The sequence below is a fragment of the Kitasatospora sp. NPDC001159 genome, assembly GCF_053598235.1.
Genome location: NZ_JBSFJV010000036.1, coordinates 38,230 through 62,281, shown reverse-complemented (window position 1 = coordinate 62,281; position 24,052 = coordinate 38,230). Strand labels below are relative to the sequence as shown.

18 protein-coding genes are annotated in these 24,052 nt (G+C 72.9%); 16 read left to right on the top strand and 2 right to left on the bottom strand.

What is annotated here, in order from left to right:
• The first annotated feature begins 82 nt into the window (after positions 1–82).
• Positions 83–3,715, top strand: coding sequence for a chromosome segregation protein SMC (smc, locus tag ACWC9T_RS20190; RefSeq protein WP_449822401.1), 3,633 nt, complete (start codon positions 83–85; stop codon positions 3,713–3,715).
• A gap of 243 nt (positions 3,716–3,958) precedes the next feature.
• Positions 3,959–5,227, top strand: coding sequence for a signal recognition particle-docking protein FtsY (gene ftsY, locus ACWC9T_RS20185; RefSeq protein WP_449822400.1), 1,269 nt, complete (start codon positions 3,959–3,961; stop codon positions 5,225–5,227).
• Between the two features lie 66 nt (positions 5,228–5,293).
• On the opposite strand, the gene ACWC9T_RS20180 is transcribed toward ftsY, so the two are convergent.
• Positions 5,294–5,971, bottom strand: coding sequence for a bifunctional DNA primase/polymerase (locus tag ACWC9T_RS20180; RefSeq protein ID WP_449822399.1), 678 nt, complete (start codon positions 5,969–5,971; stop codon positions 5,294–5,296).
• A 616-nt stretch (positions 5,972–6,587) separates the two neighbouring features.
• Between ACWC9T_RS20180 and nsdA the strand changes: the two genes are divergently transcribed.
• The 7 genes from nsdA to ftsH all read left to right on the top strand — a co-directional run bounded on the left by nsdA (position 6,588) and on the right by ftsH (position 17,108).
• Complete coding sequence (gene nsdA / locus ACWC9T_RS20175) at positions 6,588–8,042, top strand: transcriptional repressor NsdA (RefSeq protein WP_449822398.1); 1,455 nt, start codon at positions 6,588–6,590, stop codon at positions 8,040–8,042.
• A gap of 300 nt (positions 8,043–8,342) precedes the next feature.
• On the top strand, positions 8,343–9,755 hold the full coding sequence (locus ACWC9T_RS20170) for an ammonium transporter (RefSeq protein WP_449822397.1): 1,413 nt from the start codon (positions 8,343–8,345) through the stop codon (positions 9,753–9,755).
• Entirely contained in the window at positions 9,755–10,093 is a 339-nt protein-coding gene (locus ACWC9T_RS20165) for a P-II family nitrogen regulator (protein WP_270143771.1), read from the top strand. The genes ACWC9T_RS20170 and ACWC9T_RS20165 overlap by 1 nt, the downstream gene beginning before the upstream one ends.
• Positions 10,094–10,237: 144 nt before the next feature.
• Positions 10,238–12,673, top strand: coding sequence for a [protein-PII] uridylyltransferase (locus ACWC9T_RS20160; protein ID WP_449822396.1), 2,436 nt, complete (start codon positions 10,238–10,240; stop codon positions 12,671–12,673).
• Positions 12,674–12,810: 137 nt separating this feature from the next.
• Entirely contained in the window at positions 12,811–14,376 is a 1,566-nt protein-coding gene (ffh, locus tag ACWC9T_RS20155; protein ID WP_449822417.1) for a signal recognition particle protein, read from the top strand.
• A 66-nt stretch (positions 14,377–14,442) separates the two neighbouring features.
• Complete coding sequence (locus ACWC9T_RS20150) at positions 14,443–14,985, top strand: GNAT family N-acetyltransferase (RefSeq protein ID WP_449822395.1); 543 nt, start codon at positions 14,443–14,445, stop codon at positions 14,983–14,985.
• Between the two features lie 92 nt (positions 14,986–15,077).
• Entirely contained in the window at positions 15,078–17,108 is a 2,031-nt protein-coding gene (ftsH, locus tag ACWC9T_RS20145; protein ID WP_449822394.1) for an ATP-dependent zinc metalloprotease FtsH, read from the top strand.
• Between the two features lie 160 nt (positions 17,109–17,268).
• Here ftsH and ACWC9T_RS20140 read toward each other — a convergent pair whose 3' ends face one another.
• Positions 17,269–18,093, bottom strand: coding sequence for a class I SAM-dependent methyltransferase (locus ACWC9T_RS20140; RefSeq protein ID WP_449822393.1), 825 nt, complete (start codon positions 18,091–18,093; stop codon positions 17,269–17,271).
• Positions 18,094–18,315: 222 nt separating this feature from the next.
• Between ACWC9T_RS20140 and proS the strand changes: the two genes are divergently transcribed.
• The 7 genes from proS (at position 18,316) to rplS (ending at position 23,900) form a co-directional block, all read left to right on the top strand.
• Positions 18,316–19,728: a proline--tRNA ligase gene (gene proS, locus ACWC9T_RS20135; RefSeq protein WP_449822392.1), complete on the top strand. Its 1,413-nt coding sequence runs from the start codon at positions 18,316–18,318 to the stop codon at positions 19,726–19,728.
• 401 nt (positions 19,729–20,129) lie between these two features.
• On the top strand, positions 20,130–20,708 hold the full coding sequence (locus ACWC9T_RS20130; protein WP_280685330.1) for a hypothetical protein: 579 nt from the start codon (positions 20,130–20,132) through the stop codon (positions 20,706–20,708).
• Positions 20,709–21,094: 386 nt separating this feature from the next.
• Positions 21,095–21,523, top strand: coding sequence for a 30S ribosomal protein S16 (gene rpsP, locus ACWC9T_RS20125; RefSeq protein ID WP_045700219.1), 429 nt, complete (start codon positions 21,095–21,097; stop codon positions 21,521–21,523).
• 2 nt (positions 21,524–21,525) lie between these two features.
• Entirely contained in the window at positions 21,526–21,765 is a 240-nt protein-coding gene (locus tag ACWC9T_RS20120) for an RNA-binding protein (protein WP_030056773.1), read from the top strand.
• Positions 21,766–21,896: 131 nt separating this feature from the next.
• Positions 21,897–22,505, top strand: coding sequence for a ribosome maturation factor RimM (rimM, locus tag ACWC9T_RS20115; RefSeq protein ID WP_449822391.1), 609 nt, complete (start codon positions 21,897–21,899; stop codon positions 22,503–22,505).
• 71 nt (positions 22,506–22,576) lie between these two features.
• The gene (gene trmD / locus ACWC9T_RS20110) at positions 22,577–23,395 is read left to right on the top strand and encodes a tRNA (guanosine(37)-N1)-methyltransferase TrmD (protein WP_449822416.1); all 819 of its coding nucleotides are present in this window, start codon (positions 22,577–22,579) and stop codon (positions 23,393–23,395) included.
• Positions 23,396–23,549: 154 nt separating this feature from the next.
• Positions 23,550–23,900, top strand: coding sequence for a 50S ribosomal protein L19 (gene rplS, locus ACWC9T_RS20105; RefSeq protein ID WP_030243502.1), 351 nt, complete (start codon positions 23,550–23,552; stop codon positions 23,898–23,900).
• The last annotated feature ends 152 nt before the right edge of the window (positions 23,901–24,052 follow it).

Here is a 24,052-nt window from a genome sequence, read left to right as displayed (position 1 = left end):
CGCCCGGATGTGGCGTCCCTTCGTCGTGTCGGGCTCCGGATACAGTCGGTCCCTGTCGTGAGTGATTGAGGAGACCGGCCGCGTGCACCTGAAGAGTCTGACGCTGCGCGGATTCAAGTCCTTCGCCTCCAGCACCACCCTGCGCTTCGAGCCGGGCATCACCTGCGTCGTCGGCCCGAACGGCTCCGGCAAGTCGAACGTGGTCGACGCACTGTCCTGGGTGATGGGCGAGCAGGGGGCCAAGTCGCTGCGCGGCGGCAAGATGGAGGACGTCATCTTCGCCGGGACCAGCGGGCGCGCCCCGCTCGGCCGCGCCGAGGTCAGCCTCACCATCGACAACAGCGACGGCGCCCTGCCGATCGACTACTCCGAGGTGACGATCACCCGGACCATGTTCCGCAACGGCGGCAGCGAGTACGGCCTCAACGGCGAGACCTGCCGCCTGCTGGACATCCAGGAACTGCTCTCCGACTCCGGCATCGGCCGCGAGATGCACGTCATCGTCGGGCAGGGCCAGCTCGACTCCGTGCTGCACGCCGACCCGATGGGCCGACGCGCCTTCATCGAGGAGGCGGCCGGCGTCCTCAAGCACCGCAAGCGCAAGGAGAAGGCGCTGCGGAAACTGGACGCGATGCAGGCCAACCTCAACCGGGTCCAGGACCTGGCGGCCGAACTGCGCCGCCAGCTCGGACCGCTCGGCCGGCAGGCCAGGATCGCCCGCCGTGCCGCCGGCATCCAGGCCGACCTGCGCGACGCCCGGCTGCGGCTGCTCGCCGACGACCTGCTCACCCTGCGCCGGGCCGTCGAGGCCGAGGTCGCCGACGAACTGGCGCTGCGGCTGCGCCGGACCACCGTCGAACAGGAGCTGGCCCGCGCGGTGCAGCGCGAACGGGTCCTGGAAGCGCAGGTCCAGCAGCTCGGCCCTAGCCTGGAGACCGCCCGGCAGACCTGGTACCGGCTCTCCGCGCTCGCCGAGCGCACCCGCGGCACGATCGGACTGGCCGAGGCCCGGGCCCGGCACGCCGCCGCCGGGGGACAGGGCGAGGAGCGGCGCGGCCGCGACCCTGAGGAGCTGGAGCGGGAGGCCGAGCGGGTCCGCGAGGAGGAAGCCGCCCTCGTCGAGGCGCTGGAGGAGGCCCAGTACGCGCTGGCCGAGGCGGTCGAGCGCAAGGGCGGGCTGGAACGCGGGCTGGCCGCCGAGGAACGCCGGCTGCGGGACGCGGCCCGGGCCATCGCGGACCGCCGGGAAGGCCTCGCTCGACTGCAGGGGCAGGCCGCCGCCGCCCGCTCCAAGGCGACCTCGGCCGAGGCCGAGATCGGCCGGCTCACCGAAGCCCGGGACGAGGCGCTGCTGCGCGCCGAGGCCGCCCAGGGCGAACTGGACGAGCTCCAGCAGCAGGTGGACTGCCTGGCCGGGGACGACGAGCAGGCCGAGGCCGGGCACCGGGCGGCCCGGGAGCGGCTGGCCGCCCTGGAACGGGAGCTGGCCGCCGCCCGGGAGGCGGCCGGGGCCGCCGAGCGCGAACGGGCCGCACTCACCGCGCGGCACGAGGCGCTCTCGCTCGGACTGCGCCGCAAGGACGGCACCGGGGCGCTGCTGGACGCGGGGGAGCGGCTGACCGGGCTGCTCGGCCCGGCGGCCGCGCTGCTGCGGATCGAGGCCGGGTACGAGGTGCCGGTCGCCGCGGCGCTCGGAGCGGCGGCCGACGCGGTGGCCGTGGACTCGCCGACCGCCGCAGCCGGGGCGTTGCGGCTGCTGCGCGAGCAGGACGCCGGGCGGGCCGCGCTGTTGATCGCCGGTGCTCCGGAAGTTCCGTATGCGCGCGGGGGGTTGCCGGGCGGGCAGTTGCCGGAAGGGGCCCGGTGGGCGGCCGAACTGGTGGACGGCCCGGCCGAGTTGCGCGCAGCCATCCGGAACCTGCTGTCCGGGGTGGCGGTGGTCGCCGACCTGGACCGGGCGCTGCGACTGGTCGCCGACCACCCCGGGCTGACCGCCGTCACCGCCGACGGGGACCGGCTGGGCGCCGGATTCGCACAGGGCGGCTCCGGCGGCGCGCCGAGCCTGCTGGAGACCCAGGCGGCGGTGGACGAGGCGGGTCGGGCGATCGGGGAGCTCACCCTGTGCTGCGCCGAGTCGGCCGAGCGGCTGGCCGAACTCGCCGAGCTGCGGCGGGAGTCGGCCGCCGAGGTGGAGCAACTCGCCGAGCTGCGGCGGCAGGCGGAGAAGGAGCGGGCCCAGGTGGCCGGTGCGCTCGGCCGCCTCGGCGGGCAGGCCCGCGCCGCCGTCGGGGAGGCCGAGCGGCTGTCGGCCGCCGCCGCCCGGGCCGAACAGGGCCTGGCCGAACTACTGCTCACCGCCGAGGAGCTGGCCGAACGACTGGCCGTGGCCGAGGAGTCGGCGGACGCGGGGGAGGACGAGCCGGACCCCGCCGAGCAGCAGCGGCTGGCCGAGGCCGCCTCGGCCGCCCGGCAGGCCGAACTGGAGGCCCGGCTCGCCGTACGCACCCACGAGGAGCGGGTCCGCGCCCTGGCCGGCCGGGCCGACCAGCTGGACCGTGCCGCCCGCGCCGAGCGGGAGGCGCGCGCCCGGGCCGCCGACCGCCGTCGGCGCGCCGAGCACGACGCCGGGGTGGCGAAGGCCGTCGCGGCGGGCGCCCGGCAGCTGCTGGCCTGCCTGGAGGTGTCGCTGGCCCGCGCCGACGCCGGGCGCGCGGCGGTCGAACAGGCACGCGCCGAGCGCGAGCACGAACTGCGCGAACACCGCGAGCACGGCCGGGGCCTCAAGGAGGAGCTGGACAAGCTGGTCGACGCCGGGCACCGGGACGAGGTGCTGCGGGCCGAGAAGCGGCTGCGGATCGAGCAGCTGGAGGCCCGGGCGCTGGAGGAGTTCGGCATCGACGGGGGCGAGCTGCTCGCCTCGTACGGGCCGGACCAGCCCGTCCCGCCGTCGCCCGCGGCGTCAGCCGCTGATGTCGCAGCCGAGGAGGGGAAGGAGCCGGGGGAACCGTACCCGTACGTCCGGGCCGAGCAGGAGAAGCGGTTGAGGACCGCCGAGAAGGCCTACCAGCAGCTCGGCAAGGTCAACCCGCTGGCGCTGGAGGAGTTCGCCGCGCTGGAGGAGCGCCACCAGTTCCTCGGCGAGCAGCTGGACGACCTCAAGCGCAGCTGGCGCGACCTGCTGGACATCGTCCGGGACGTGGACCAGCGGGTCGAGCAGCTGTTCACCTCGGCGTACCACGACACCGCCGCCCAGTTCGAGGGCGTCTTCGCCCGGCTCTTCCCGGGCGGCGAGGGGCGGCTCGTCCTGACCGATCCGGACAACATGCTCACCACCGGGGTCGAGGTGGAGGCCCGCCCGCCGGGCAAGAAGGTCAAGCGGCTGTCGCTGCTGTCCGGCGGCGAGCGCTCGCTGACCGCGGTGGCGCTGCTGGTGGCGATCTTCAAGGCCCGGCCCAGCCCGTTCTACGTGATGGACGAGGTGGAGGCGGCGCTGGACGAGACCAACCTGCGCCGGCTGATCGGGATCATGGAGGAGCTGCGGGAGAGCTCCCAGCTGATCGTGATCACCCACCAGAAGCTGACCATGGAGTCCGCCGACGCCCTGTACGGCGTGACCATGAAGGGCGACGGGATCTCCCAGGTGATCAGCCAGCGGCTGCGGGAGGAGCACCGCGAGCGGAAGCCTCGCGGTGCCGTCCCGGAGCCGACGGATTGAGACCCGCCAGCCGATGTCGGGCACATGCCCGCCTGCGACCCCCGATCACGGATACTGGGGGGCGTTGTGACTCCTACCCCTCAGGTGTGAGGGGGCTTCTCACTCAGTCGTCTGACGACCTCGTGACGGCCAAGCCCTGACCGGTGCCGGACGGCGCAGTGGCCGGCGTGAGGGAGCGGCAGCGCTTCGTGCGTCGAAAGCCGAAGGATCATTCTGTCGTGGGAACAAGCGAAGGAAACTGATGTGGAATACGTGATCCTTGCCGTAGTCATCGCCGTGATCGCCATTTGCGCGATCGCGGGCCTCGTCGTTTCCGGCAGACGACGCCAGCAGCTGCCCCCGAAGTCGCAGGCGCCGGTCATCACGGCGCCGAAGACCACCCCGCCGGAGCCCCAGGTCGGCGAGGAGGCCGCGCCGCCCACCGAGGAGCCCCGCCGCACCGTCGAGGAGGTGGAACTCCCGGCGGTCCCCGAGGCCCCCGAGGTCGAGGCCCCCGAGGTCGAGGCCGCCGAGGTCGAGGCCCCCGAGGTCGAGGCCCCCGAGGTCGAGGCCGCCGAGGCCGAGGCGGTGCCCGCCGTCGAGGTCCCCGAGCCCACCGCCGGCCGGCTGGTCCGGCTGCGCTCTCGGCTCTCCCGCTCGCAGAACTCGATCGGCAAGGGCCTGCTCTCGCTGCTCTCCCGCGAGCACCTGGACGAGGACACCTGGGAGGAGATCGAGGACACCCTGCTCACCGCCGACGTCGGCGTCGCGCCGACCCAGGAGCTGGTCGAGCGGCTGCGCACCCGGGTGAAGGTGCTCGGCACCCGGACGCCCGAGGAACTGCGCGCGCTGCTGCGCGAGGAGCTGGTCGGGCTGATCGGCGAGGACGCCGACCGCACCGTCCACTCAGTCAAGCACGAGGAGGGCCCGGCCGTGGTCCTGGTCGTCGGCGTCAACGGTGTCGGCAAGACCACCACCACCGGCAAGCTGGCCCGTGTCCTGGTCGCCGACGGCCGCAGGGTGGTGCTCGGCGCCGCCGACACCTTCCGTGCCGCCGCCGCCGACCAGCTGCAGACCTGGGGCGAGCGGGTCGGTGCGCGCACCGTGCGCGGCCCGGAGGGCGGGGACCCGGCCTCGATCGCCTTCGACGCGGTCAAGGAGGGCATCGCCGAGGGCGTGGACACCGTGCTGATCGACACCGCCGGCCGACTGCACACCAAGACCGGCCTGATGGACGAGCTGGGCAAGGTCAAGCGGGTCGTCGAGAAGCACGGCCCGGTGGACGAGGTGCTGCTGGTGCTGGACGCCACCACCGGCCAGAACGGCCTGATCCAGGCCCGGGTGTTCGCCGAGGTGGTGGACATTACCGGCATCGTGCTGACCAAGCTGGACGGCACCGCCAAGGGCGGCATCGTGGTCGCGGTGCAGCGCGAGCTGGGCGTGCCGGTCAAGCTGATCGGTCTGGGCGAGGGCGCGGACGACCTGGCGCCGTTCGAGCCGGGTGCGTTCGTGGACGCGCTGATCGGGGACTGACCGGGGCTCCCCGTCGGATGAAGGGTCCGCTCCTCCGGGGGCGGGCCCTTTCGCGTGCCCGCTCTCCTAGGAGGCGATCCAGGCGGGCTCGGCGGTGCGCTCGCGGCTGCGGTGGCAGGCGTAGGCGAGGGTGCCGAGCAGCAGCCGGGCCTCGGGCGGGCAGCCGGCGTTGTCGCGGGTGGGGCGGCGCAGCCAGCGGACCGGGCCGAGCCCGCCGAGGACGGTGGGCGGGGCAGCGACGTAGCTGCCCTCGCCGTGGCAGGCCAGGTCGAGCGCGGCGTCGTCCCAGCCCATCCGGTACAGCAGGTCGGGCAGTCGACGGGCGGTGCCGGCGGCGACCAGGAACTGCAGCCGGCCGGTGGGCGGGGCGAGCACCGGGCCGACCTGGGTGCCCATCCGCTCCAGCCGGACCAGCGCCTGCAGACCGGCCTGCTCGGGGACGTCCAGGACGTCGAAGGCGCGGCCGGTGGGGAACAGTACGGAGCCCTGGGCGCCGGCGGCGCGGGCCCGGCTCTCGGTGCCCGGCACGGGGTGCAGGCCGGGCACGGCGCAGCGGTGGGTGCCGCAGGGACAGCGGGTCGGGGCGGTGACGGAGCCGGCCGGGTCGCCGGTGGCGACCGCCCAGCCCCAGCGGCCGGTGTACTCCGCGGCGGCCTGGGACGCGGTGACCTTGGTGCGGCGGCGCGCGCCCAGCGGTGCCAGCCGCAGGTGCCCCAGTCGAAGTTCGCCGAACAGGTTGTCCATGCCTCCCCCAACAGGTTCTCGTTGCCGATGGTTACGGGACGGTGACTGTGTGTTGATTGTCCGTTGCGTTGTGCGTTGTGCGGTGGCGGCGCGCGGCGCTTGGCGTGCGCCTGTTGCGGTGGTGCGCCTCGGGCGCCGCCTTGTGGGGGCGGCGCCGATGCCGGATCGTCGTGTGCGTGAGGCTGCTGCTGTCCCGAGTGGGCGGCGAACTCGCCTGTGACTGCGGTGGATTGCCGGGTCTGCCGGGTCTTCCGGGGTTGGCCGGGGGACTTGGCGGCCCGTACATGCCGGACCCGTCGGGACTATCCAGTGAAGCGCGTGCCCCTTGACTTCGGTTCACCCCTGGGGGTGGCGAAAGGTGGCGTTTCGCCAGGGTCGCTCCCACGGGTACCTCGCGGGGCACTACGTTCAGCACACGGACGTCGTCGAGGAACCTGCTCCGGGCCGTCGGGGAACGGGAGTTGGGGATGCCGTCGCACCGTCCGGTGCGACGGCACACCAGTACGACGAGGCGGTACCGCAACACCTCAGGCACGGCACGTCTGGCAAGAGCCCGCAACCGTCGGGCGGTCACGATCGGGGCCCCTCAGGGGCCGGGCGGGATGGGGACGTTCCCATGGCAGAGAAGCAACCCAATGAGAAGCTGACCACGTGGTTCGCCCGCAGTGGCTGGTCCAAGGGGGAGTTGGCCCGCCAGGTCAACCGCCGGGCCCGGCAGATCGGCGCCCACCACGTGTCCACCGACACCTCCCGGGTGCGCCGCTGGCTCGACGGCGAGCAGCCCCGCGAGCCGATCCCGAAGATCATGTCGGAGCTGTTCTCGGAGCGCTTCGGCTCGGTGGTCTCGGTCGAGGACCTCGGCCTGCGCGCCGCGATCCCGGTCTCCACCGTGGGCGGCGGCGTGGACCTGCCGTGGAGCGCCCCACAGACCGTCCAGCTGATCAGCGAGTACTCCCGCAGCGACCTGATGCTCAACCGCCGGGGCTTCCTCGGCACCTCGCTCGCGCTGACCGCCGGCGCCGCGCTGATCGAGCCGATGCAGCGCTGGCTCGCCCCCGGCCCGGGCGGCATGCCCACCCCGATCCTGACCGCGGCCAACGGCGGCGAGGCGTTCACCGGCCGACTCTCCGAGCCCGAGCTGGAACTGTTGGAGCAGACCACGGTCATGTTCCGCCAGTGGGACGCCCAGAACGGCGGCGGGCTGCGCCGCAAGGCCGTGGTCGGCCAGCTCCACGAGGTCACCGACCTGCTCCAGGAGACGTACACCGAGGACACCACCAAGCGACTGTTCCGGCTCACCGCCGAGCTCGCCCACCTGGCCGGTTGGATGTCCTACGACGTCGGGATGCACCCGAGCGCGCAGAAGTACTACGTGCTGGCCCTGCACGCGGCCAAGGAGGCCGGTGACCGCCCGTTCGGCGCGCTGATCCTCACCGACATGAGCCGCCAGATGATCCACCTCAACCGGGGCGAGGACGCCCTGGAGCTGATCCACCTGGCGCAGTACGGCAGCCGGGACACCGCCACCCCGCGCCAGCAGTCCCTGCTGTACGCGATGGAGGCGCGCGCCTACGCCACCATCGGCGAGGTGAACCGCTGCGCCCGGGCGATCCGGCTGGCCGAGGACACCTTCACCGACATCCGTGAGGGGGACGGGGACCCGGACTGGCTGAAGTTCTTCTCACCGGCCGAGCTGAACGCCGAGAACGCGCACTCCTACCGCGACCTCGCCTACCACTCGGACAACGCCCAGCTGTACGCCTCGCTGTCGGCGCCGGTGATGGAGCGCGCCGTCGACCTGTTCCGTCAGGACGAGGACCACGTGCGCTCGTACGCCTTCAACCTGGTCGGCATGGCCAGCGTGCACCTGCTGCAGAGAGAGGCCGAGGAGGCGGTGGTGTACGCCGAGCAGGCGGTGGACATCGCCACCAAGGTGCGCTCGGAGCGGCTGAACTCCCGGGTGCGCAAGACCACGGAGGCCGCGGCTGCCCGGTTCAAGGGCGTGGACGCGGTGAGCCGGCTCAAGGAGCGGGTGGTCCAGGACATCCCGGAGTACGTCTCGGTGGTCTGACCGCCCCCCGCACAGGACTCCACCGACCGTGACGGCCGCCGTCGCCACGGCTGGTGGCATTTCCTCCCCGAAGAGCGCTGCCGGTGGCGGCGTGCGGCGGCACGGTACGCCATCCGGCCCTGCGGCCGGGCCGCGGTTCACGTGCCTGTAACCCGCGCGTCGCACGCGTCACGGCCGCGAAACAACGGACCGCACTGGCCGAAACCAGCCTTCGGCACTCTCCTCTTCATCGCCGCCACCCCGGGTGGCACGGGACAGGTACCCGGGGGTAGGAGCGGCTTTCACGCAGAGGAGACGCCGATGCCGGACGGCTTCAGCGCGGGCGACACCGCCTTCGTGCTCATCAGTGCGGCCCTGGTCATGGTGATGACCCCGGGCCTGGCCTTCTTCTACGGGGGCATGGTCAGGGCCAAGAGCACACTGAACATGCTGGCGATGAGCTTTCTCTCGCTCGGCATCGTCAGCGTGCTCTGGGTCCTCTACGGGTACTCGCTCAGCTTCGGGCCCGACTCCTTCGCCGGACTCATCGGCAACCTGGACTTCCTCGGGATGCGCGGCATCGGGCTGAACGAGCTGACCGGGTCCATCCCGGTGACCGCGTTCGCGGTCTTCCAGCTGATGTTCGCGATCATCACCCCGGCGCTGATCAGCGGCGCCATCGCGGACCGGGCCAAGTTCGCCGCCTGGGGCCTGTTCATCGCCCTCTGGGTAACGATCGTCTACTTCCCGGTCGCGCACTGGGTGTTCTTCTTCGACAACGGCAATGGCGGCTGGCTCGGCGACAGAAACGGCGTGATCGACTTCGCCGGCGGGACGGCCGTGCACATCAACGCCGGTGTCGCGGGCCTCGCGCTCTGCCTGGTGCTGGGAAAGCGGGTCGGCTTCAAGAAGGACCCGATGCGCCCGCACAGCCTGCCGCTGGTGATGCTCGGCTCCGGGCTGCTGTGGTTCGGCTGGTTCGGCTTCAACGCGGGTTCGGCGCTGGCCGCCAACGGCGTCGCCGCGATGGCCTTCGTCAACACCCAGGTCGCCACCGGCGCGGCGCTGGTCGGCTGGCTGATCTACGAGAAGCTCAAGCACGGCGCGTTCACCACCCTGGGCGCCGCCTCCGGCGCGGTGGCCGGCCTGGTCGCGATCACCCCGGCCTGCGGCTCGGTCAGCCCGCTCGGCGCGGTGGCGATCGGCCTGATCGCGGGCGCGGTCTGCGCCGCCGCCGTCTCGCTGAAGTACCGCTGGGGCTTCGACGACTCGCTCGACGTGGTGGGCGTGCACGCGGTGGGCGGGGCGATCGGCTCGCTGCTGATCGGCCTGTTCGCCACCGGCGGGGTCGGCCAGACCGCCAAGGGCCTGTTCTACGGCGGCGGGCTGGGCCAGCTCGGCAAGCAGGCGATGGGCGTGGCGGTGGTCGCGGCGTACTCGTTCGTGCTGTCCTGGCTGCTGGCGAAGGCGGTCGACAAGCTGGTCGGCTTCCGGGTCGCCGAGGAGGTCGAGGTGGCCGGCATCGACCAGGCCGAACACGCCGAGTCCGCCTACGATTTCAGCGCCGTGGGCGCGGGCCTGGCCCGAGCCCTGCCGGGCTTGGGCGGCGTGGCCTTCGCGCCGGTCGCCGTGTCCGCCGAGAAGCCCGCCGAGAAGCCCGCCGAGAAGCCCGTCGAGAAGCCCGCCGAGAAGACCGCCGAGAAGACCGCCGAGAAGACCGAGGTCGACGCCTGATGAAGCTCATCACCGCCGTGATCAAGCCGTACCGCCTGGACGAGGTGAAGGCCGCCCTGCAGGCCTTCGGGGTCCACGGCCTGACCGTCACCGAGGCCAGCGGCTACGGCCGCCAGCGCGGCCACACCGAGGTCTACCGGGGCGCCGAGTACACCGTGGACCTGGTGCCGAAGATCCGGATCGAGGTCCTGGTCGAGGACGAGGACGCCGACGACCTGATCGACGTCCTGGTGAAGGCCGCCCGGACGGGGAAGATCGGCGACGGCAAGGTGTGGAGCATCCCGGTCGACACCGCCGTCCGGGTCCGCACCGGCGAACGCGGGCCGGACGCCCTGTGAGGCCCTGACCGATCGGCGGGCCCGCGCCCCTCCCCACGGGGGCGCGGGCCCGCCGACGGCGTATCGGCGCCCGGCCGGGCCGCAGGCCGTACGGCGCCCCGATCGGCCGCTCGGCGGCCCACCTGACGGACGGGACCCACGCGCATGACCACCGAGACCAGCCACTCCGACCCCTCCGACCACGCCGCCGCCCGGGCCGAGCTGCTCGACCGGCCCGGTCTGACCGGCCGCCCCCGCCGCGCCGCGCTCGCCCGGCTCACGGACGACTGGCTGGCCGGGCTGCTCGCCGCCGCCGACGCCCCCGCCTCCGGTGTCGCGCTGGTCGCCGTCGGCGGCTACGGGCGCGGCGAACTGTCCCCGCGCAGCGACCTGGACGTCCTGCTGCTGCACGACGTCCCGATCGCCCGTGAGCTGCCCGAACGGATCTGGTACCCGGTCTGGGACGCGGGCGCCAAGCTCGACCACTCGGTGCGCACCGTCGCCGAGGCCCGCTCCGTCGCCGCCGCCGACCTCAAGGCCCAGCTCGGCCTGCTGGACGCCCGCCACCTCGCCGGGGACTCGGCGCTCACCGCCGCGCTGCGCTCCGCGGTGCTCACCGACTGGCGCGCCAGCGCCCCCGCGCGCCTGCCCGAGCTGCGCGAGCTGGGCCGGGAGCGGGCCGAGCGGCACGGCGAGCTGTCCTTCCTGCTGGAGCCCGACCTCAAGGAGGCCCGCGGCGGGCTGCGCGACCTCGTCGCGCTGGACGCGATCGCCGCCACCTGGCTCGCCGACGCGCCCCGGGACGGCCTGGACGCCGCCGCGCTGCGGCTGGCCGACGTCCGCGACGCGCTGCACCTGGCCACCGGCCGGTCCACCGAGCGGCTCAGCCTCCAGGACCAGGACCAGGTCGCCGAGCGGCTCGGCGTGCTGGACGCGGACACCCTGCTGCGCCAGGTCTACGAGGCCGCCCGGACCATCGCCTACGCGAGCGACGTCACCTGGCGGGCGGTGGAGCGGATACTGGCCGCCCGGTCCGGCCGGGGCCGCCGGGTGGGCCGGCTGGCCATCCCGTTCACCGGCGTCGGCCGGGGCACCGGCGCGGTGGCCCGGGGCACCGTCGAGCGCCGTCCGCTCGCCGAGGGCGTGGTCGAGCAGGACGGCGAGGCGGTGCTCGCCCAGGCCGCCCGCCCGGCCGCCGACCCGGTGCTGCCGCTGCGCGCCGCGGCCGCCGCCGCGCAGAACGGGCTGACCGTCTCGTACGCGACGGTGCGCCGACTGGCCACCGAGTGCCGACCGCTGCCGGTGCCCTGGCCGGACGAGGCGCGCGAGCAGCTGGTCACCCTGCTCGGCGCCGGGGAGGCGGCCGTCCCGGTGTGGGAGGCGCTGGAGGCGGAGGGGCTGGTCACCCGGCTGCTGCCGGACTGGGAGCGGGTGCGCTGCCGTCCGCAGCGCAACGCGGTGCACCGCTGGACGGTGGACCGGCACCTGGTCGAGACGGCCGTGCGGGCCGCCGCGATGACCCGCCGGGTGGCCCGGCCGGACCTGTTGCTGGTCGCCGCGCTGCTGCACGACATCGGCAAGGGCTGGCCCGGCGACCACAGCGAGGCCGGCGAGGTGATCGTCCGGGACCTGGCCGTCCGGATGGGCTTCGGCGCCGAGGACACCGAGACCCTGGCGGTGCTGGTCCGCCACCACCTGACCCTGGTCGACACCGCGACCCGGCGCGACCCGGACGACCCGGCCACCGTGGAGGCGATCACCAAGGTCGTCGGCACCCCGGTGGAGCTGGAGCTGCTGCACGCGCTCACCGAGGCGGACGCGCTGGCCACCGGCCCGGCCGCGTGGAGCAGCTGGCGGGCCTCGCTGGTGGACGGCCTGGTGGCCCGGGCCGCCGCCCAGCTCGCCGGGGCCGGCGGGGCACCCGCGGAGGGGGCGCCCTCCGCCGAGCAGGAGCGGCTCGCGGTCGAGGCCGCGCGCACCGGCACTCCCGCGCTGTCGCTGCTGGCCCAGGTCGATGGGGCGGACCCGGGCACCGAGCCGATGGGCGTCGAGCTGACCCTGGCCGTACCGGACCGGCCCGGGCTGCTCGGCACGGTCGCCGGGGTGTTGGCGCTGCACCGGCTGACCGTCCGCTCGGCAGGGCTGCGCGAGCTGGACCCGATCGGCGCGGGCCCGGTGCTGCTGCTGTCCTGGCGGGTGGCCGCCGAGTTCGGCGAGCTGCCGGAGGCCGCCCGGCTGCGCGCCGATCTGCGCCGGGCCCTGGACGGCTCGCTGGACGTCTCCCGCCGCCTCGCCGAGCGGGACGCCGCCGCCCCGCGCCGCAAGGGCATCCCCACCCCGCCGCCGGTGGTCGCGGTGGCGCCCGCGGTGGCCTCGGCGACCGCGACCGTGCTGGAGGTCCGCGCGCACGACGCCCCCGGGCTGCTGCACCGGATCGGCCGGGCGCTGGACGGGGCGGGGGTGCGGGTGCGCACCGCGCACGTCTCCACGCTGGGCGCGGAGGCCGTGGACTCGTTCTACCTGACCGACGCGGAGGGCCGTCCGCTCACCGCAGAGCGGGCCGGTGAGGTGGTGGTGGCGGTCCGGGCGGCGCTGGGCTGAGAGCCCGCCCGGGCAGGGGTTCCGACAAGGGTTCCGACAGCGGTTCCGACAGGGGAGGAGACCGTACCCGGGGTGGCCGGATACCCTGGGGGACGACGACCGTACCGATACCGATGCCGCAGAGGACCCGCGCCGACGTGTTCGACACCCTTTCCGATCGCCTCGCAGCGACGTTCAAGAACCTCCGGGGCAAGGGCCGCCTGAGCGAGGCGGACATCGACGCCACCGCCCGCGAGATCCGCATCGCGCTGCTGGAGGCGGATGTCGCGCTGCCGGTCGTCCGGGCCTTCATCAAGCAGGTCAAGGAGCGGGCGCTCGGTGTCGAGGTCTCCGGAGCGCTGAACCCGGCGCAGCAGATCATCAAGATCGTCAACGAGGAGCTCATCGCGATCCTCGGCGGCGAGACCCGTCGCGTGCGGTTCGCCAAGAGCGGCCCGACGGTCATCATGCTCGCCGGTCTGCAGGGTGCCGGTAAGACCACCCTCGCGGGCAAGCTCGGCCACTGGCTCAAGAAGCAGAAGCACACCCCGCTGCTGGTCGCCTGCGACCTCCAGCGCCCCAACGCCGTCAACCAGCTCCAGGTGGTCGCCGAGCGGGCCGGTGTGGCCTTCTACGGGCCGCAGCCGGGCAACGGTGTCGGCGACCCGGTGCAGGTCGCCAAGGACTCGATCGAGTACGCCAAGCAGAAGCAGTACGACGTCGTCGTCGTCGACACCGCCGGTCGCCTGGGCATCGACGCCGAGCTGATGCAGCAGGCCGCCGACATCCGCGCCGCGGTGAACCCGGACGAGGTCCTGTTCGTCGTCGACGCGATGATCGGTCAGGACGCGGTCACCACCGCGCAGGCCTTCCTCGACGGCGTCGACTTCACCGGTGTCGTGCTCTCCAAGCTCGACGGCGACGCCCGCGGCGGTGCCGCGCTGTCGGTCGCGCACGTCACCGGCCGGCAGATCATGTTCGCCTCCAACGGCGAGAAGGTCGACGACTTCGACGCCTTCCACCCGGACCGGATGGCCTCGCGCATCCTCGGCATGGGTGACGTCCTCTCGCTGATCGAGAAGGCCGAGCAGACCTTCTCGCAGGCCGAGGCCGAGAAGATCGCCGCCAAGCTGCGCGGCGGCCCGAAGCAGTTCACCCTGGACGACTTCCTGTCGCAGCTGGAGCAGGTCCAGAAGATGGGCTCGATCTCCAAGCTGCTCGGCATGCTGCCCGGTATGGGTCAGATCCGCGAGCAGATCAACAACATCGACGACAAGGACGTCAACCGGGTCGGCGCGATCATCAAGTCGATGACCCCGACCGAGCGCGCCGAGCCGGAGCTGATCAACGGCTCCCGCCGGGCCCGTATCGCCAAGGGTGCGGGTGTCCAGGTCGGCGAAGTGAAGAACCTGGTCGAGCGGTTCTTCGACGCCCGCAAGATGATGTCCGCGATGGCCTCCGGCAAGGGCATGCCCGGCATGCCGGGGATCCCGGGGATGGGCGGCGGCGCGAAGAAGTCCGCCAAGAAGGCCCCGCAGGCCAAGGGCAAGCGCAAGAGCGGCAACCCGCTGAAGCGCGCGCAGGAGGAGGCCGCGGCCGCCGAGCGCCGCGCGCTCGGCGCGGGCGGCGCCCAGGGCCCGGCCGACGGCGGCGCGTTCGGCCTCGGCGCGGGCAAGGGCCCGGCCGACTTCGAGCTGCCCAAGGAGTTCAAGGACATGCTGTAGGCCCCGGCCCGGCTCCGTCCCCGATCGGCCCGTCGTCCCGCATTTCCGGGGCGGCGGGCCGCTCGCATGTCCGATGATGTTGGCGTGCGAGTGATGATCAGGGCCCCGAGGGCCGACGACGAGGTTGTGTACGCCGAGGCGGTCCGACGGTCCGCCGAGCACATCGGGCGGTGGAACCCGGTCGAGCCGGACGGGCTGCCGGAGCTGCTGGAGCGCCAGGGGGCGGGGCTGCGCACCTTCCTGATCTTCGACCGGGACACCGGCGGGCTGGTCGGCAAGGTGAACGTCGCCAACATCGTGATGGGCCGGTTCTGCAACGGCGCGCTGGGCTACGACTCGTACCTGCCGTTCGCCGGCACCGGGCGGATGACCGAGGGCCTGCGGCTGGTCCTGGAGCGCTGCTTCGCCCCGCAGTCGGCCGGCGGTCTCGGCCTGCACCGGCTGGAGATCAACGTGCAGCCGGAGAACGAGCGTTCGATCGCGATGGCCAAGCGGCTGGGCTTCCGGCACGAGGGTTTCACGCCGCGGATGCTGTTCCTGCAGGGGGACTGGCGCGACCACGAGCGCTTCGCGCTGACCGCCGAGGAATGGCCGGGCATCGTGGCGTAACCGCTGGTGGGGGCCGTGGCGCGGTCCGTGGGAGCGGTGGGGCGCGGCGTTGCGGTTGGCTCGTTCGAGCGCCTGTCCGTATTGTCCGGTGGGTGACCGAACCTGTGCCGTCGCGCCAGACCCCCGACCAGCCCTGGCGGTCCGAGGGCGCGCCGCCCCCGCCGCCGCCCCGCCGCCGGATGCCCGGCGGCTGGACGGGCCTCATCCTCACCGCACTCGTGGTGTTCCTGATCTCCGACCTGCTGCTGTCCTTCTTCGGTAACGAGGGCGCCACCACGATCTCCTACACCGAGTTCAACAACCAGCTGAACAAGGGCAACATCACCAAGATCTACTCCAAGGGCGACGCGATCGAGGGCACCCTCAAGACCGCCCAGCCCAAGCCGGACGGCGGCAAGGGGGGCTACGCCGAGTTCGACACCCAGCGCCCCTCCTTTGCGGGCGACAACCTGTGGGCCACCCTGCAACAGCAGGGCGTCGAGGTCACCGCCACCTCACCGGTGCAGCAGCGCAGCTTCCTCACCAACCTGCTGCTCTCGCTCGCCCCGATGCTGCTGCTGATCTTCGTCTGGGTGCTGCTCGCCCGACGGATGGCCGGCGGTCTCGGCGCCGGGCCGCTCGGCCGCAAGGCCCCGCCCAAGCCGGTCACCGCCGAGCAGGGCAAGCGGACCACCTTCGCCGACGTGGCCGGCATCGATGAGGTCGAGGCCGAACTCACCGAGGTGGTCGACTATTTGAAGAACCCCGACCAGTACCGCAGGCTCGGCGCCAAGATGCCGCGCGGCGTACTGCTCAGCGGCCCGCCCGGAACCGGCAAGACCCTGCTGGCGCGGGCCGTGGCCGGCGAGGCCGACGTGCCGTTCTTCTCCGCCTCCGCCTCCGAGTTCATCGAGATGATCGTCGGCGTCGGCGCCAGCCGGGTGCGCGAACTGTTCGCCGAGGCCCGCAAGGTCGCTCCGGCGATCATCTTCATCGACGAGATCGACACCATCGGCCGTCAGCGCGGCGCCGGCGGCGGCACGGGCGGGCACGACGAGCGCGAGCAGACGCTCAACCAGATCCTCACCGAGATGGACGGCTTCTCCGGCTCCGAGGGCGTCATCGTGATCGCCGCGACCAACCGGGCGGACGTGCTCGACCCGGCGTTGCTGCGCCCCGGCCGCTTCGACCGGCGGATCACCGTCAGCCCGCCCGACCGGGAGGGCCGCGCCGCGATCCTGGCCATCCACACCCGGACCGTCCCGCTGGCCGGCAGCGCCGACCTCAACCAGCTGGCCAAGGTGACCCCCGGGATGACCGGCGCCGAACTCGCCAACCTGGTCAACGAGGCGGCCCTGCTGGCCGTCAAGCGCAAGCAGGACGCGGTCAACGAGCGGGACCTCTCGGACGCCCTGGAGAAGGTCCAACTCGGCGCCGTACGGCCGCTGGTGATGCCCCAGGAGGAGCGCGAGCGGACGGCCTACCACGAGAGCGGGCACGCGCTGCTGGGCATGCTCCAGCCCGGCGCGGACCCGGTCCGCAAGATCACCATCGTGCCGCGCGGCCGCGCCCTCGGCGTCACCCTCTCCACCCCGGAGAACGACCGCTACTCGTACACCGAGCCCTACCTGCGCGGCCGGATCATCGGCGCACTGGGCGGGATGGCGGCCGAGCAGGTGGTGTACGGGGTGATCACCACCGGTGCGGAGAGCGACCTGGAGCAGGTCACCAACATCGCGCGCGGGATGGCCGGGCGCTGGGGGATGAGCGAGCGGGTCGGGCGGCTCACCGCGGTGCCCGCGGATGCGCAGGGCGCGTACGGGCTCTCAGCCGCGCCCACCACGCTGGACGCGGTGGACGAGGAGGCGCGGCGGATCGTCGCCGAGTGCTACGAGGACGCGGTGCGGCTGCTGACCGAGCAGCGGCACCGGCTGGACGCGCTGGCGGCGGCGCTGCTGGAGGCGGAGACGCTGGACGAGGAGGAGGCGTACCGGGCGGCGGGGGTGCCGCGGAAGGCCTCGGAGGAGGACGGCGGGTCGGCCTCGGGCGGCGGCTCGGGTTCGTCCTCGACTTCGGGTTCGTCCTCGACTTCGGGTTCGGACGGCGGTGGCGGGTCGGACGGGGCGTCGCTCGATCGGGCGTGAAGGCGCTGACCGGGGGCGCTCGCCGTGATGGCGGGCGCCCCCGGTTTCTTTCGTCCGGCTTCTGGTTCCGCTTGGTTCTGGTTCCGCTTGGTTCTGGTTCCGCTCGGTTCTGCTTCCGGTCGTTCCCGCCGCGGTCGTCAGATGACTCGCCACCGGCCTCCTACCGGGGCCGTTCGGCGACCAGGTAGCGGAAGACGTTCTCCATCCGGACCGTGCCGTCCGGGCGCAGGTACGGCTGCAGCGCCTCCTCCAGCTCCTTGGCCACCAGGGAGGCGCCGGAGAACTCCTCGGCCGCCTCGAACAGCCCGGTGGAGAGCAGACCGCGGACCGCGCTGTCGAGGTCCGGGTAGGCGAACGGGCAGCTCACCCGGCCGCTGCCGGCCGGGCGCAGGCCGGCCGGGGCGAGCAGGTCCTCCAGCGCGCCGGGCGCGCTCAGCTCGAACGGGTCGCGCGCGGTGGTCCGGCCCGCCATCCGGCGTGCCACGTCCAGTACCGGGGCGCTCTGGCAGCGCTCCGGCGGGCCCCAGGCGGCGAGCACCACGTGCCCGCCGGGGAGGGTGAGCCGGGCAGCCTCGGAGACCACCGGGCCGGGCGCGGCGGCGCCGGGCAGCTGCTCGAAGACGGTCACCAGCGAATGGGCCGAGCGGGGGACGGCGGCGGTCGGCCGGGACCCGGCGCACACCCGCAGCCGACGGTTGCGGGCCAGTTCGCGCAGCTCGTCCCGCGGCTCCTGCCCGGCGACCTGGGCGCCCCGTCCGGCCGCGAGCAGCAGGGCCAGTCCGGACCGGCAACCCAGCCCCAGCACGCTGCTCGCCGGGCCGACCTCCAGGCGGTCGTACACCGCCTCGTAGAGCGGCACCAGCATGCGTTCCTGGATCTCCGCCCAATCGCGCGCCCGCGCGGGCGCGGCGGCCCCGGGCTGCGGGTGGTGCGGTCGTGCGCCCGCTGGTCGTACGGTCGTGCCGGTCGTCCGAGCTGAAGCCATCGCGGCCTCCCATCCGGTCCTTCGGTGTGCTGCTACGGCTCCCCCAAAGTCCCGCCCCACTCCAGCGAACAGCGGGTCGAGCCCGGCGTCCAGAGGGGTGCGGGGTGGTGCGCGCGTGTCGCGGTCGTGCGCCCCCTGCGGCCGACCGCGGGCCGCCGTCCAGCGGCCGGGGGTGTGATACCGATTCGAAACCGGGGGCCCCGTCCCCGTACCATTCCGCCCATGGCTAAGGCACCCGTTCTCACCCCTCAGGCGGAAGACTTCCCCCGCTGGTACCAGGACCTCATCAACAAGGCCGAGCTGGCCGACAACGGTCCGGTGCGCGGCACCATGGTCATCCGACCGTACGGCTACGGCCTGTGGGAGCGGATGCAGCAGGAGATGGACGCGCGCATCAAGAAGGCGGGCGCGCAGAACGCCTACTTCCCGATGTTCATCCCGCAGTCCTACCTGACCAAGGAAGCCGAGCACGTCGAGGGCTTCGCGCCCGAGCTCGCGGTGGTCACCCACGGCGGCGGCAAGCAGCTGGAGGAGCCGGTCGTCGTCCGGCCGACCTCCGAGACGATCATCAACGAGTACTTCTCGAAGTGGGTGCAGAGCCACCGCGACCTGCCGCTGCTGATCAACCAGTGGGCCAACGTGGTCCGTTGGGAGCTGCGCCCGCGCGTCTTCCTGCGCACCACCGAGTTCCTCTGGCAGGAGGGCCACACCGCCCACGCCACGTACGAGGACGCCCGCGACTACGCGTCGATGATCCACACCCAGGTCTACGGCGACTTCATGACCAACGTGCTCGGCATCGACGTCGTGCTCGGCCGCAAGACCGCCAAGGAGCGCTTCGCCGGCGCCATCAACACCCTCACCCTCGAGGCCATGATGGGTGACGGCAAGGCGCTGCAGATGGGCACCAGCCACGAGCTGGGCCAGAACTTCGCCAAGGCGTTCAACACCACCTACCAGCTGCAGGGCGCCGAGCGCGAGTACGTCTGGCAGACCTCCTGGGGCGTCTCGACCCGCATGGTCGGCGGCCTGATCATGTCCCACGGCGACGACAACGGCCTGCGGGTGCCCCCGCGCCTGGCCGCGGTCCAGGCCGTCGTGCTGGCCATCAAGGGCGACGACGCCGTCATTGCCAAGGTCCGCGAGATCGGCGCCGCGCTCGAGGCGGCCGGCGTCCGAACCGTCGTCGACGACCGCACCGACACCCCGTTCGGCCGCCGCGCCGTCGACTGGGAGCTCAAGGGCGTTCCGCTGCGCATCGAGGTCGGCCCGCGCGATCTCGAGAACGGCACCGCAATGCTGGCCCGCCGCATCCCGGGCGGCAAGGAGCCGGTCTCCATCGACGCCCTGGCCGCGCTGCTGCCCGGCATCCTGGAGGAGGACCAGGCGCTGCTGCTGCGCCAGTCCCGCGAGCGCCGCGAGGCCCGCACCGTCGATGTCAAGACCATCGACGAGGCCGTCGAGGCCGCCGCGACCGGCTGGGGCCGGATCTCCTGGGCCGAACTCGGCCCGGAGGGCGAGGCCAAGCTGGCCGAGCAGGGCGTCACGGTCCGCTGCATCGTCGCGGCCGACGGTTCGGTGCCGCAGTCGGACGACCAGGACGGCAATATCGCGATCGTCGCGCGCGCGTACTGATGCCTGTTACCTGCAGGTAATGACCGTTGGCGGCGACATTTGCCCGGAATGCGGGTGGGTAAGAATCCGGTAACTCTCCCGGGCGACTACCGACACCCGACATCCCTACTCACCGGTCAACTGCCGGTATTAACGGAATAGCGGTACGGTGTACGGCCCGTGGCCCTGTCAAACTTCGACGGGTCCACGGGCCGTACGTCCTGGGGCGACAGCCCGCCCCTCGGACGGAATTCACGAGGCCCGCCGACTCTGCGGCGGGCCGAAACCGGCAGGGGGTTGGTCTTGCGTCAGATCCGGAACGCGCAATTCGCGCACAGTCGCGCATTCCTGGGAGTCCCCTGGGAATTCCCGGAGAACGGGAACATGCGGAACATCGGCTCGCTCTGCATCGTTGGTCTAGCGTGAGCACGACACAGCCCCTCGTCCTCGCGGCCGAACTGGCCGCCGCCTGGAGCGACATCCAGGCCCACCACCAGGACCTCCCGGACCTGGCCTCGCCCGAGGCCCTGATCGGCGAGTCCTCCTCGGCCTGTGGCACGCGGCTCGGTTTCGAGCGGCTCCTCCACGAGGCTGCCCACGGTCTGGCCGCGGCCCGGGACATCCGGGACACCTCGCGCGCCGGCCGCTACCACAACCGACGCTTCCTGATGCTGGCCTCCGAGCTGGGTCTGGCGCACCCGGTCGAGCCGCACGCGAGCAGCGGCTTCTCCCAGGTGACCATGCTCAAGGAGACGCAGGAGCGCTACGCCGAGACCATCGAGCGCCTGGACCGCGCCCTCGGCGCGCACCAGGAGGCGGTGGCCGGTGACGGCGCGACCCGCGCCTTCCGCGGTCCGGCCGCCCGGCACGGTTCCTCCGGCGGCGGCGTCCGGGTCAAGGCGGTCTGCGGCTGCGGGCGCAACGTCCGGGTCGTGCCGTCCGTACTGGCGCAGGCGTCCATCGTCTGCGGCGCGTGCCAGCAGCCGTTCAAGATCGCATAGCCGGGCGGCCGGGACCGGTCGGCGACTGTGCGGGCAGTCGGTGCGCCGGGGCGATCGGACGTTCGGAGTCGGTGAGTCTGTGGGCTGACCGGGAGCGGGGGCTCCCGGTCGAGCCCTGAGCCCTGCGTTCCGGGCCCTGGAGCGGCTCCGTCGTGAGCCCCAGTGGTCCCCGGGTGGTTCCGTTCGGGGTGGCCTGGGCTGCTGCGTCCGTGGCGGGCGGGTCAAGACCGTTCGCGCCGGTGTGGCAGAATGGACAGCTGAGTACTCGGCAGCCGGGCAGGACCCCTCTCTCCTACGGCTGGCGTGTCCCTTGAACGCCCCGCCCCGCAACCCCACGCGGACGGCGAGGACGCTCACCCACGTCAACACCAGGAGAATCCACTCCCGTGGCAGTCAAGATCAAGCTGAAGCGTCTCGGCAAGATTCGCTCCCCGCACTACCGCATCGTCGTCGCCGACGCCCGCACCAAGCGTGACGGTCGCGCGATCGAGGAGATCGGCATCTACCAGCCGACCTACAACCCCTCGAAGATCGAGGTCGACAGCGACCGCGCCCAGTACTGGCTGTCCGTCGGCGCCCAGCCGACCGAGCCGGTGCTCGCCATCCTGAAGCTGACCGGCGACTGGCAGAAGTTCAAGGGCCTGCCGGCTCCGGCGCCGCTGAAGGTCGCCGAGCCGAAGGTGGAGGACTTCTCGCACCTGTTCGCCAAGGCCGTCGCCGGCTTCGAGGACGCCACCACCGGTGTCGCCATCACCCCGAAGGCCAAGAAGTCGGACAAGGCCGAGGCTGAGGCCGACGCCGCCGCCGAGGCCTGATCGTGATCGAGGACGCCCTCGACCACTTGGTGAAGGGCATCGTCGAGCACCCCGACGAGGTGCAGGTGCGCTCGCGCAACCTGCGTCGGGGCAACACCATCGAGGTGCGAGTGCACCCCGATGACCTCGGCAAGGTGATCGGCCGGGGCGGCCGCACGGCGCGCGCTCTGCGCACCGTGGTCGGCGCTCTCGGCGGTCGCAACGTCCGGGTCGACCTGGTCGACGTGGACAACATTCGCTGACGCAGCTGCTCGTTCAGCCGTCGGGCTTGAGGCCGACCGGGACGCATGTCGTCCCGGTCGGCCTTTTTGCTAGCTGTCTCTGCTTACCTGTCTCTGCCTTCTTGCTCAGCAACTCCAGGAGAACGATCACCGTGCAGCTCGTCGTCGGCAGGATCGGCCGCGCCCACGGCATCAGGGGGGACGTCAGCGTCGAGGTCCGCACCGACGAGCCGGAACTCCGGCTCGGACCCGGTGCCGTCCTGCTCACCGACCCGGCCTCGGCCGGACCGCTGACCGTCGAGTCCGGCCGGGTGCACAGCGGCCGACTGCTGCTGCGCTTCGCCGGCGTCAAGGACCGCAACGCGGCGGAGGCGCTGCGGGGCACCCTGCTCATCTCCGAGGTCGACCCGGAAGAGCGGCCCGACGACCCGGAGGAGTACTACGACCACCAGCTGATCGGCCTTGACGTGGTGCTGCTCGACGGCACCCCGGTCGGCGAGCTGACCGAGGTGGTCCACCTGCCGTACCAGGACCTGCTCACGGTGAAGAAGGCCGACGGGACGGAGGTGCTCGTGCCCTTCGTCAGCCAGATCGTGCCGACGATCGATCTGGAGAACCAGCGGGCCGTGATCACCCCGCCAGCCGGGCTGATCGACCCCGAGCAGGCCGAGGTCGCCGGTCGGGCGGCGGCGGAGCCGGGGGCATCGGGCGAGTCCGGCGAGTCTGCCGAGTCCGGCGATTCGGACGGGGAGGCGGAGTGACTGTCGAGCAGACCCCCCAGGGCGCCGGGCAGGACGCCGGGCAGGGCGCCGCTCCGGGTGTCCAGTCCGGGATGCGGATCGACGTCGTCACGATCTTCCCCGAGTACCTGGAGCCGCTGGACATCTCGCTGGTCGGCAAGGCCCGCGCCCGCGGCCAGCTGGACGTGCACGTCCACGACCTGCGCGAGTGGACCCACGACGTGCACCGCACGGTGGACGACAGCCCGTACGGCGGCGGCCCCGGCATGGTGATGAAGCCCGAGCCGTGGGGCGAGGCGCTGGACGCGGTGGTGGCCGGCGGCCCCGAGGGCGAGGTGCCCACGCTGGTCGTGCCCACGCCCAGCGGGCGCCCGTTCACCCAGGAGCTCGCCCAGGAGCTGGCCGGCCGTCCCTGGCTGGCGTTCACTCCCGCGCGGTACGAGGGCATCGACCGCCGTGTGATCGAGGAGGCGGCCACCCGGATGCCGGTGGTCGAGGCCTCGATCGGTGACTACGTGCTGGCCGGCGGCGAGGTCGCGGTGCTGGTGATGGTCGAGGCGATCGCCCGGCTGCTGCCCGGCGTGCTCGGCAACGCCGAGTCCCACCGGGACGACTCCTTCGCTCCCGGCGCGATGGCCGACCTGCTGGAGGGCCCGGTCTTCACCAAGCCCGCCGAGTGGCGCGGCCGGACCGTGCCGGACGTGCTGCTCAGCGGCAACCACGGCAAGATCGCCCGCTGGCGGCGGGAGCAGGCCTTCGCCCGCACCCTGGCCAACCGGCCCGACCTGGTCGAGCGCTGGCAGTACGGCGCCTTCGACAAGAATGACCGGCAGGCGCTCAGTGTCCTGGGCCTGGCCTGGGACGAGGAGCTCGGCCGATTTCGGTCCGCGGCCGGTGGTGTGGAAGAATAGGCGGCTGCTGTCTGTCGCTGGCCCCCTCCCGTAGGGGGCACGTGGACCGGCGCCCCCGCCACGGGGGGATCGTCGTCAGCCGACGCGGCCCGCAGCAGACCCCATTGTGACGAACTTCCGTGGGCGGCCCGTGGCGCCTGCGATGGAGAGCAACATGAGCAACAAGCTCGCTGCTGTCGACGCGGCCTCGCTGCGCACCGACATCCCGGCCTTCCGCGCCGGTGACACCCTGAAGGTCCACGTCCGGGTCATCGAGGGCAACCGCTCCCGTGTCCAGGTCTTCCAGGGCGTCGTCATCCGTCGTCACGGCGCCGGCGTCGGTGAGACCTTCACTGTTCGCAAGGTCAGCTTCAACGTCGGCGTGGAGCGCACGTTCCCGGTGCACACCCCGGTCGTCGAGAAGATCGAGGTCGTGACCCGCGGTGCGGTTCGCCGTGCCAAGCTGTACTACCTGCGTGACCTCCGCGGCAAGGCCGCGAAGATCAAGGAGAAGCGCGACCGCTGATCCACCGGCCCCCGGCCACGCCGGGGGATCGGAGCGCTCTGAAGGGCCGGGCTTTCGCAAGGTAAGCTCAGCCCCCGATGAGCACGCACGAGCCACCCGCGGACCGCGACGGCAGTCCCGCACCCACCGGTGCGGACTCGCTGTCGCGGTCC

What these genes read in the sequence shown, in the direction of transcription:
- ACWC9T_RS20165 (WP_270143771.1), top strand. Translation starts at nt 9,755, where the DNA reads ATGAAGCTCATCACCGCCGTGATCAAGCCGTACCGCCTGGACGAGGTG.
- proS (WP_449822392.1), top strand. Translation starts at nt 18,316, where the DNA reads ATGGCTAAGGCACCCGTTCTCACCCCTCAGGCGGAAGACTTCCCCCGC.
- ACWC9T_RS20160 (WP_449822396.1), top strand. Translation starts at nt 10,238, where the DNA reads ATGACCACCGAGACCAGCCACTCCGACCCCTCCGACCACGCCGCCGCC.
- trmD (WP_449822416.1), top strand. Translation starts at nt 22,577, where the DNA reads ATGCGGATCGACGTCGTCACGATCTTCCCCGAGTACCTGGAGCCGCTG.
- ACWC9T_RS20140 (WP_449822393.1), bottom strand. Translation starts at nt 18,093, where the DNA reads ATGGCTTCAGCTCGGACGACCGGCACGACCGTACGACCAGCGGGCGCA.
- ACWC9T_RS20150 (WP_449822395.1), top strand. Translation starts at nt 14,443, where the DNA reads ATGTCCGATGATGTTGGCGTGCGAGTGATGATCAGGGCCCCGAGGGCC.
- ACWC9T_RS20180 (WP_449822399.1), bottom strand. Translation starts at nt 5,971, where the DNA reads ATGGACAACCTGTTCGGCGAACTTCGACTGGGGCACCTGCGGCTGGCA.
- ACWC9T_RS20170 (WP_449822397.1), top strand. Translation starts at nt 8,343, where the DNA reads ATGCCGGACGGCTTCAGCGCGGGCGACACCGCCTTCGTGCTCATCAGT.
- rplS (WP_030243502.1), top strand. Translation starts at nt 23,550, where the DNA reads ATGAGCAACAAGCTCGCTGCTGTCGACGCGGCCTCGCTGCGCACCGAC.
- nsdA (WP_449822398.1), top strand. Translation starts at nt 6,588, where the DNA reads ATGGCAGAGAAGCAACCCAATGAGAAGCTGACCACGTGGTTCGCCCGC.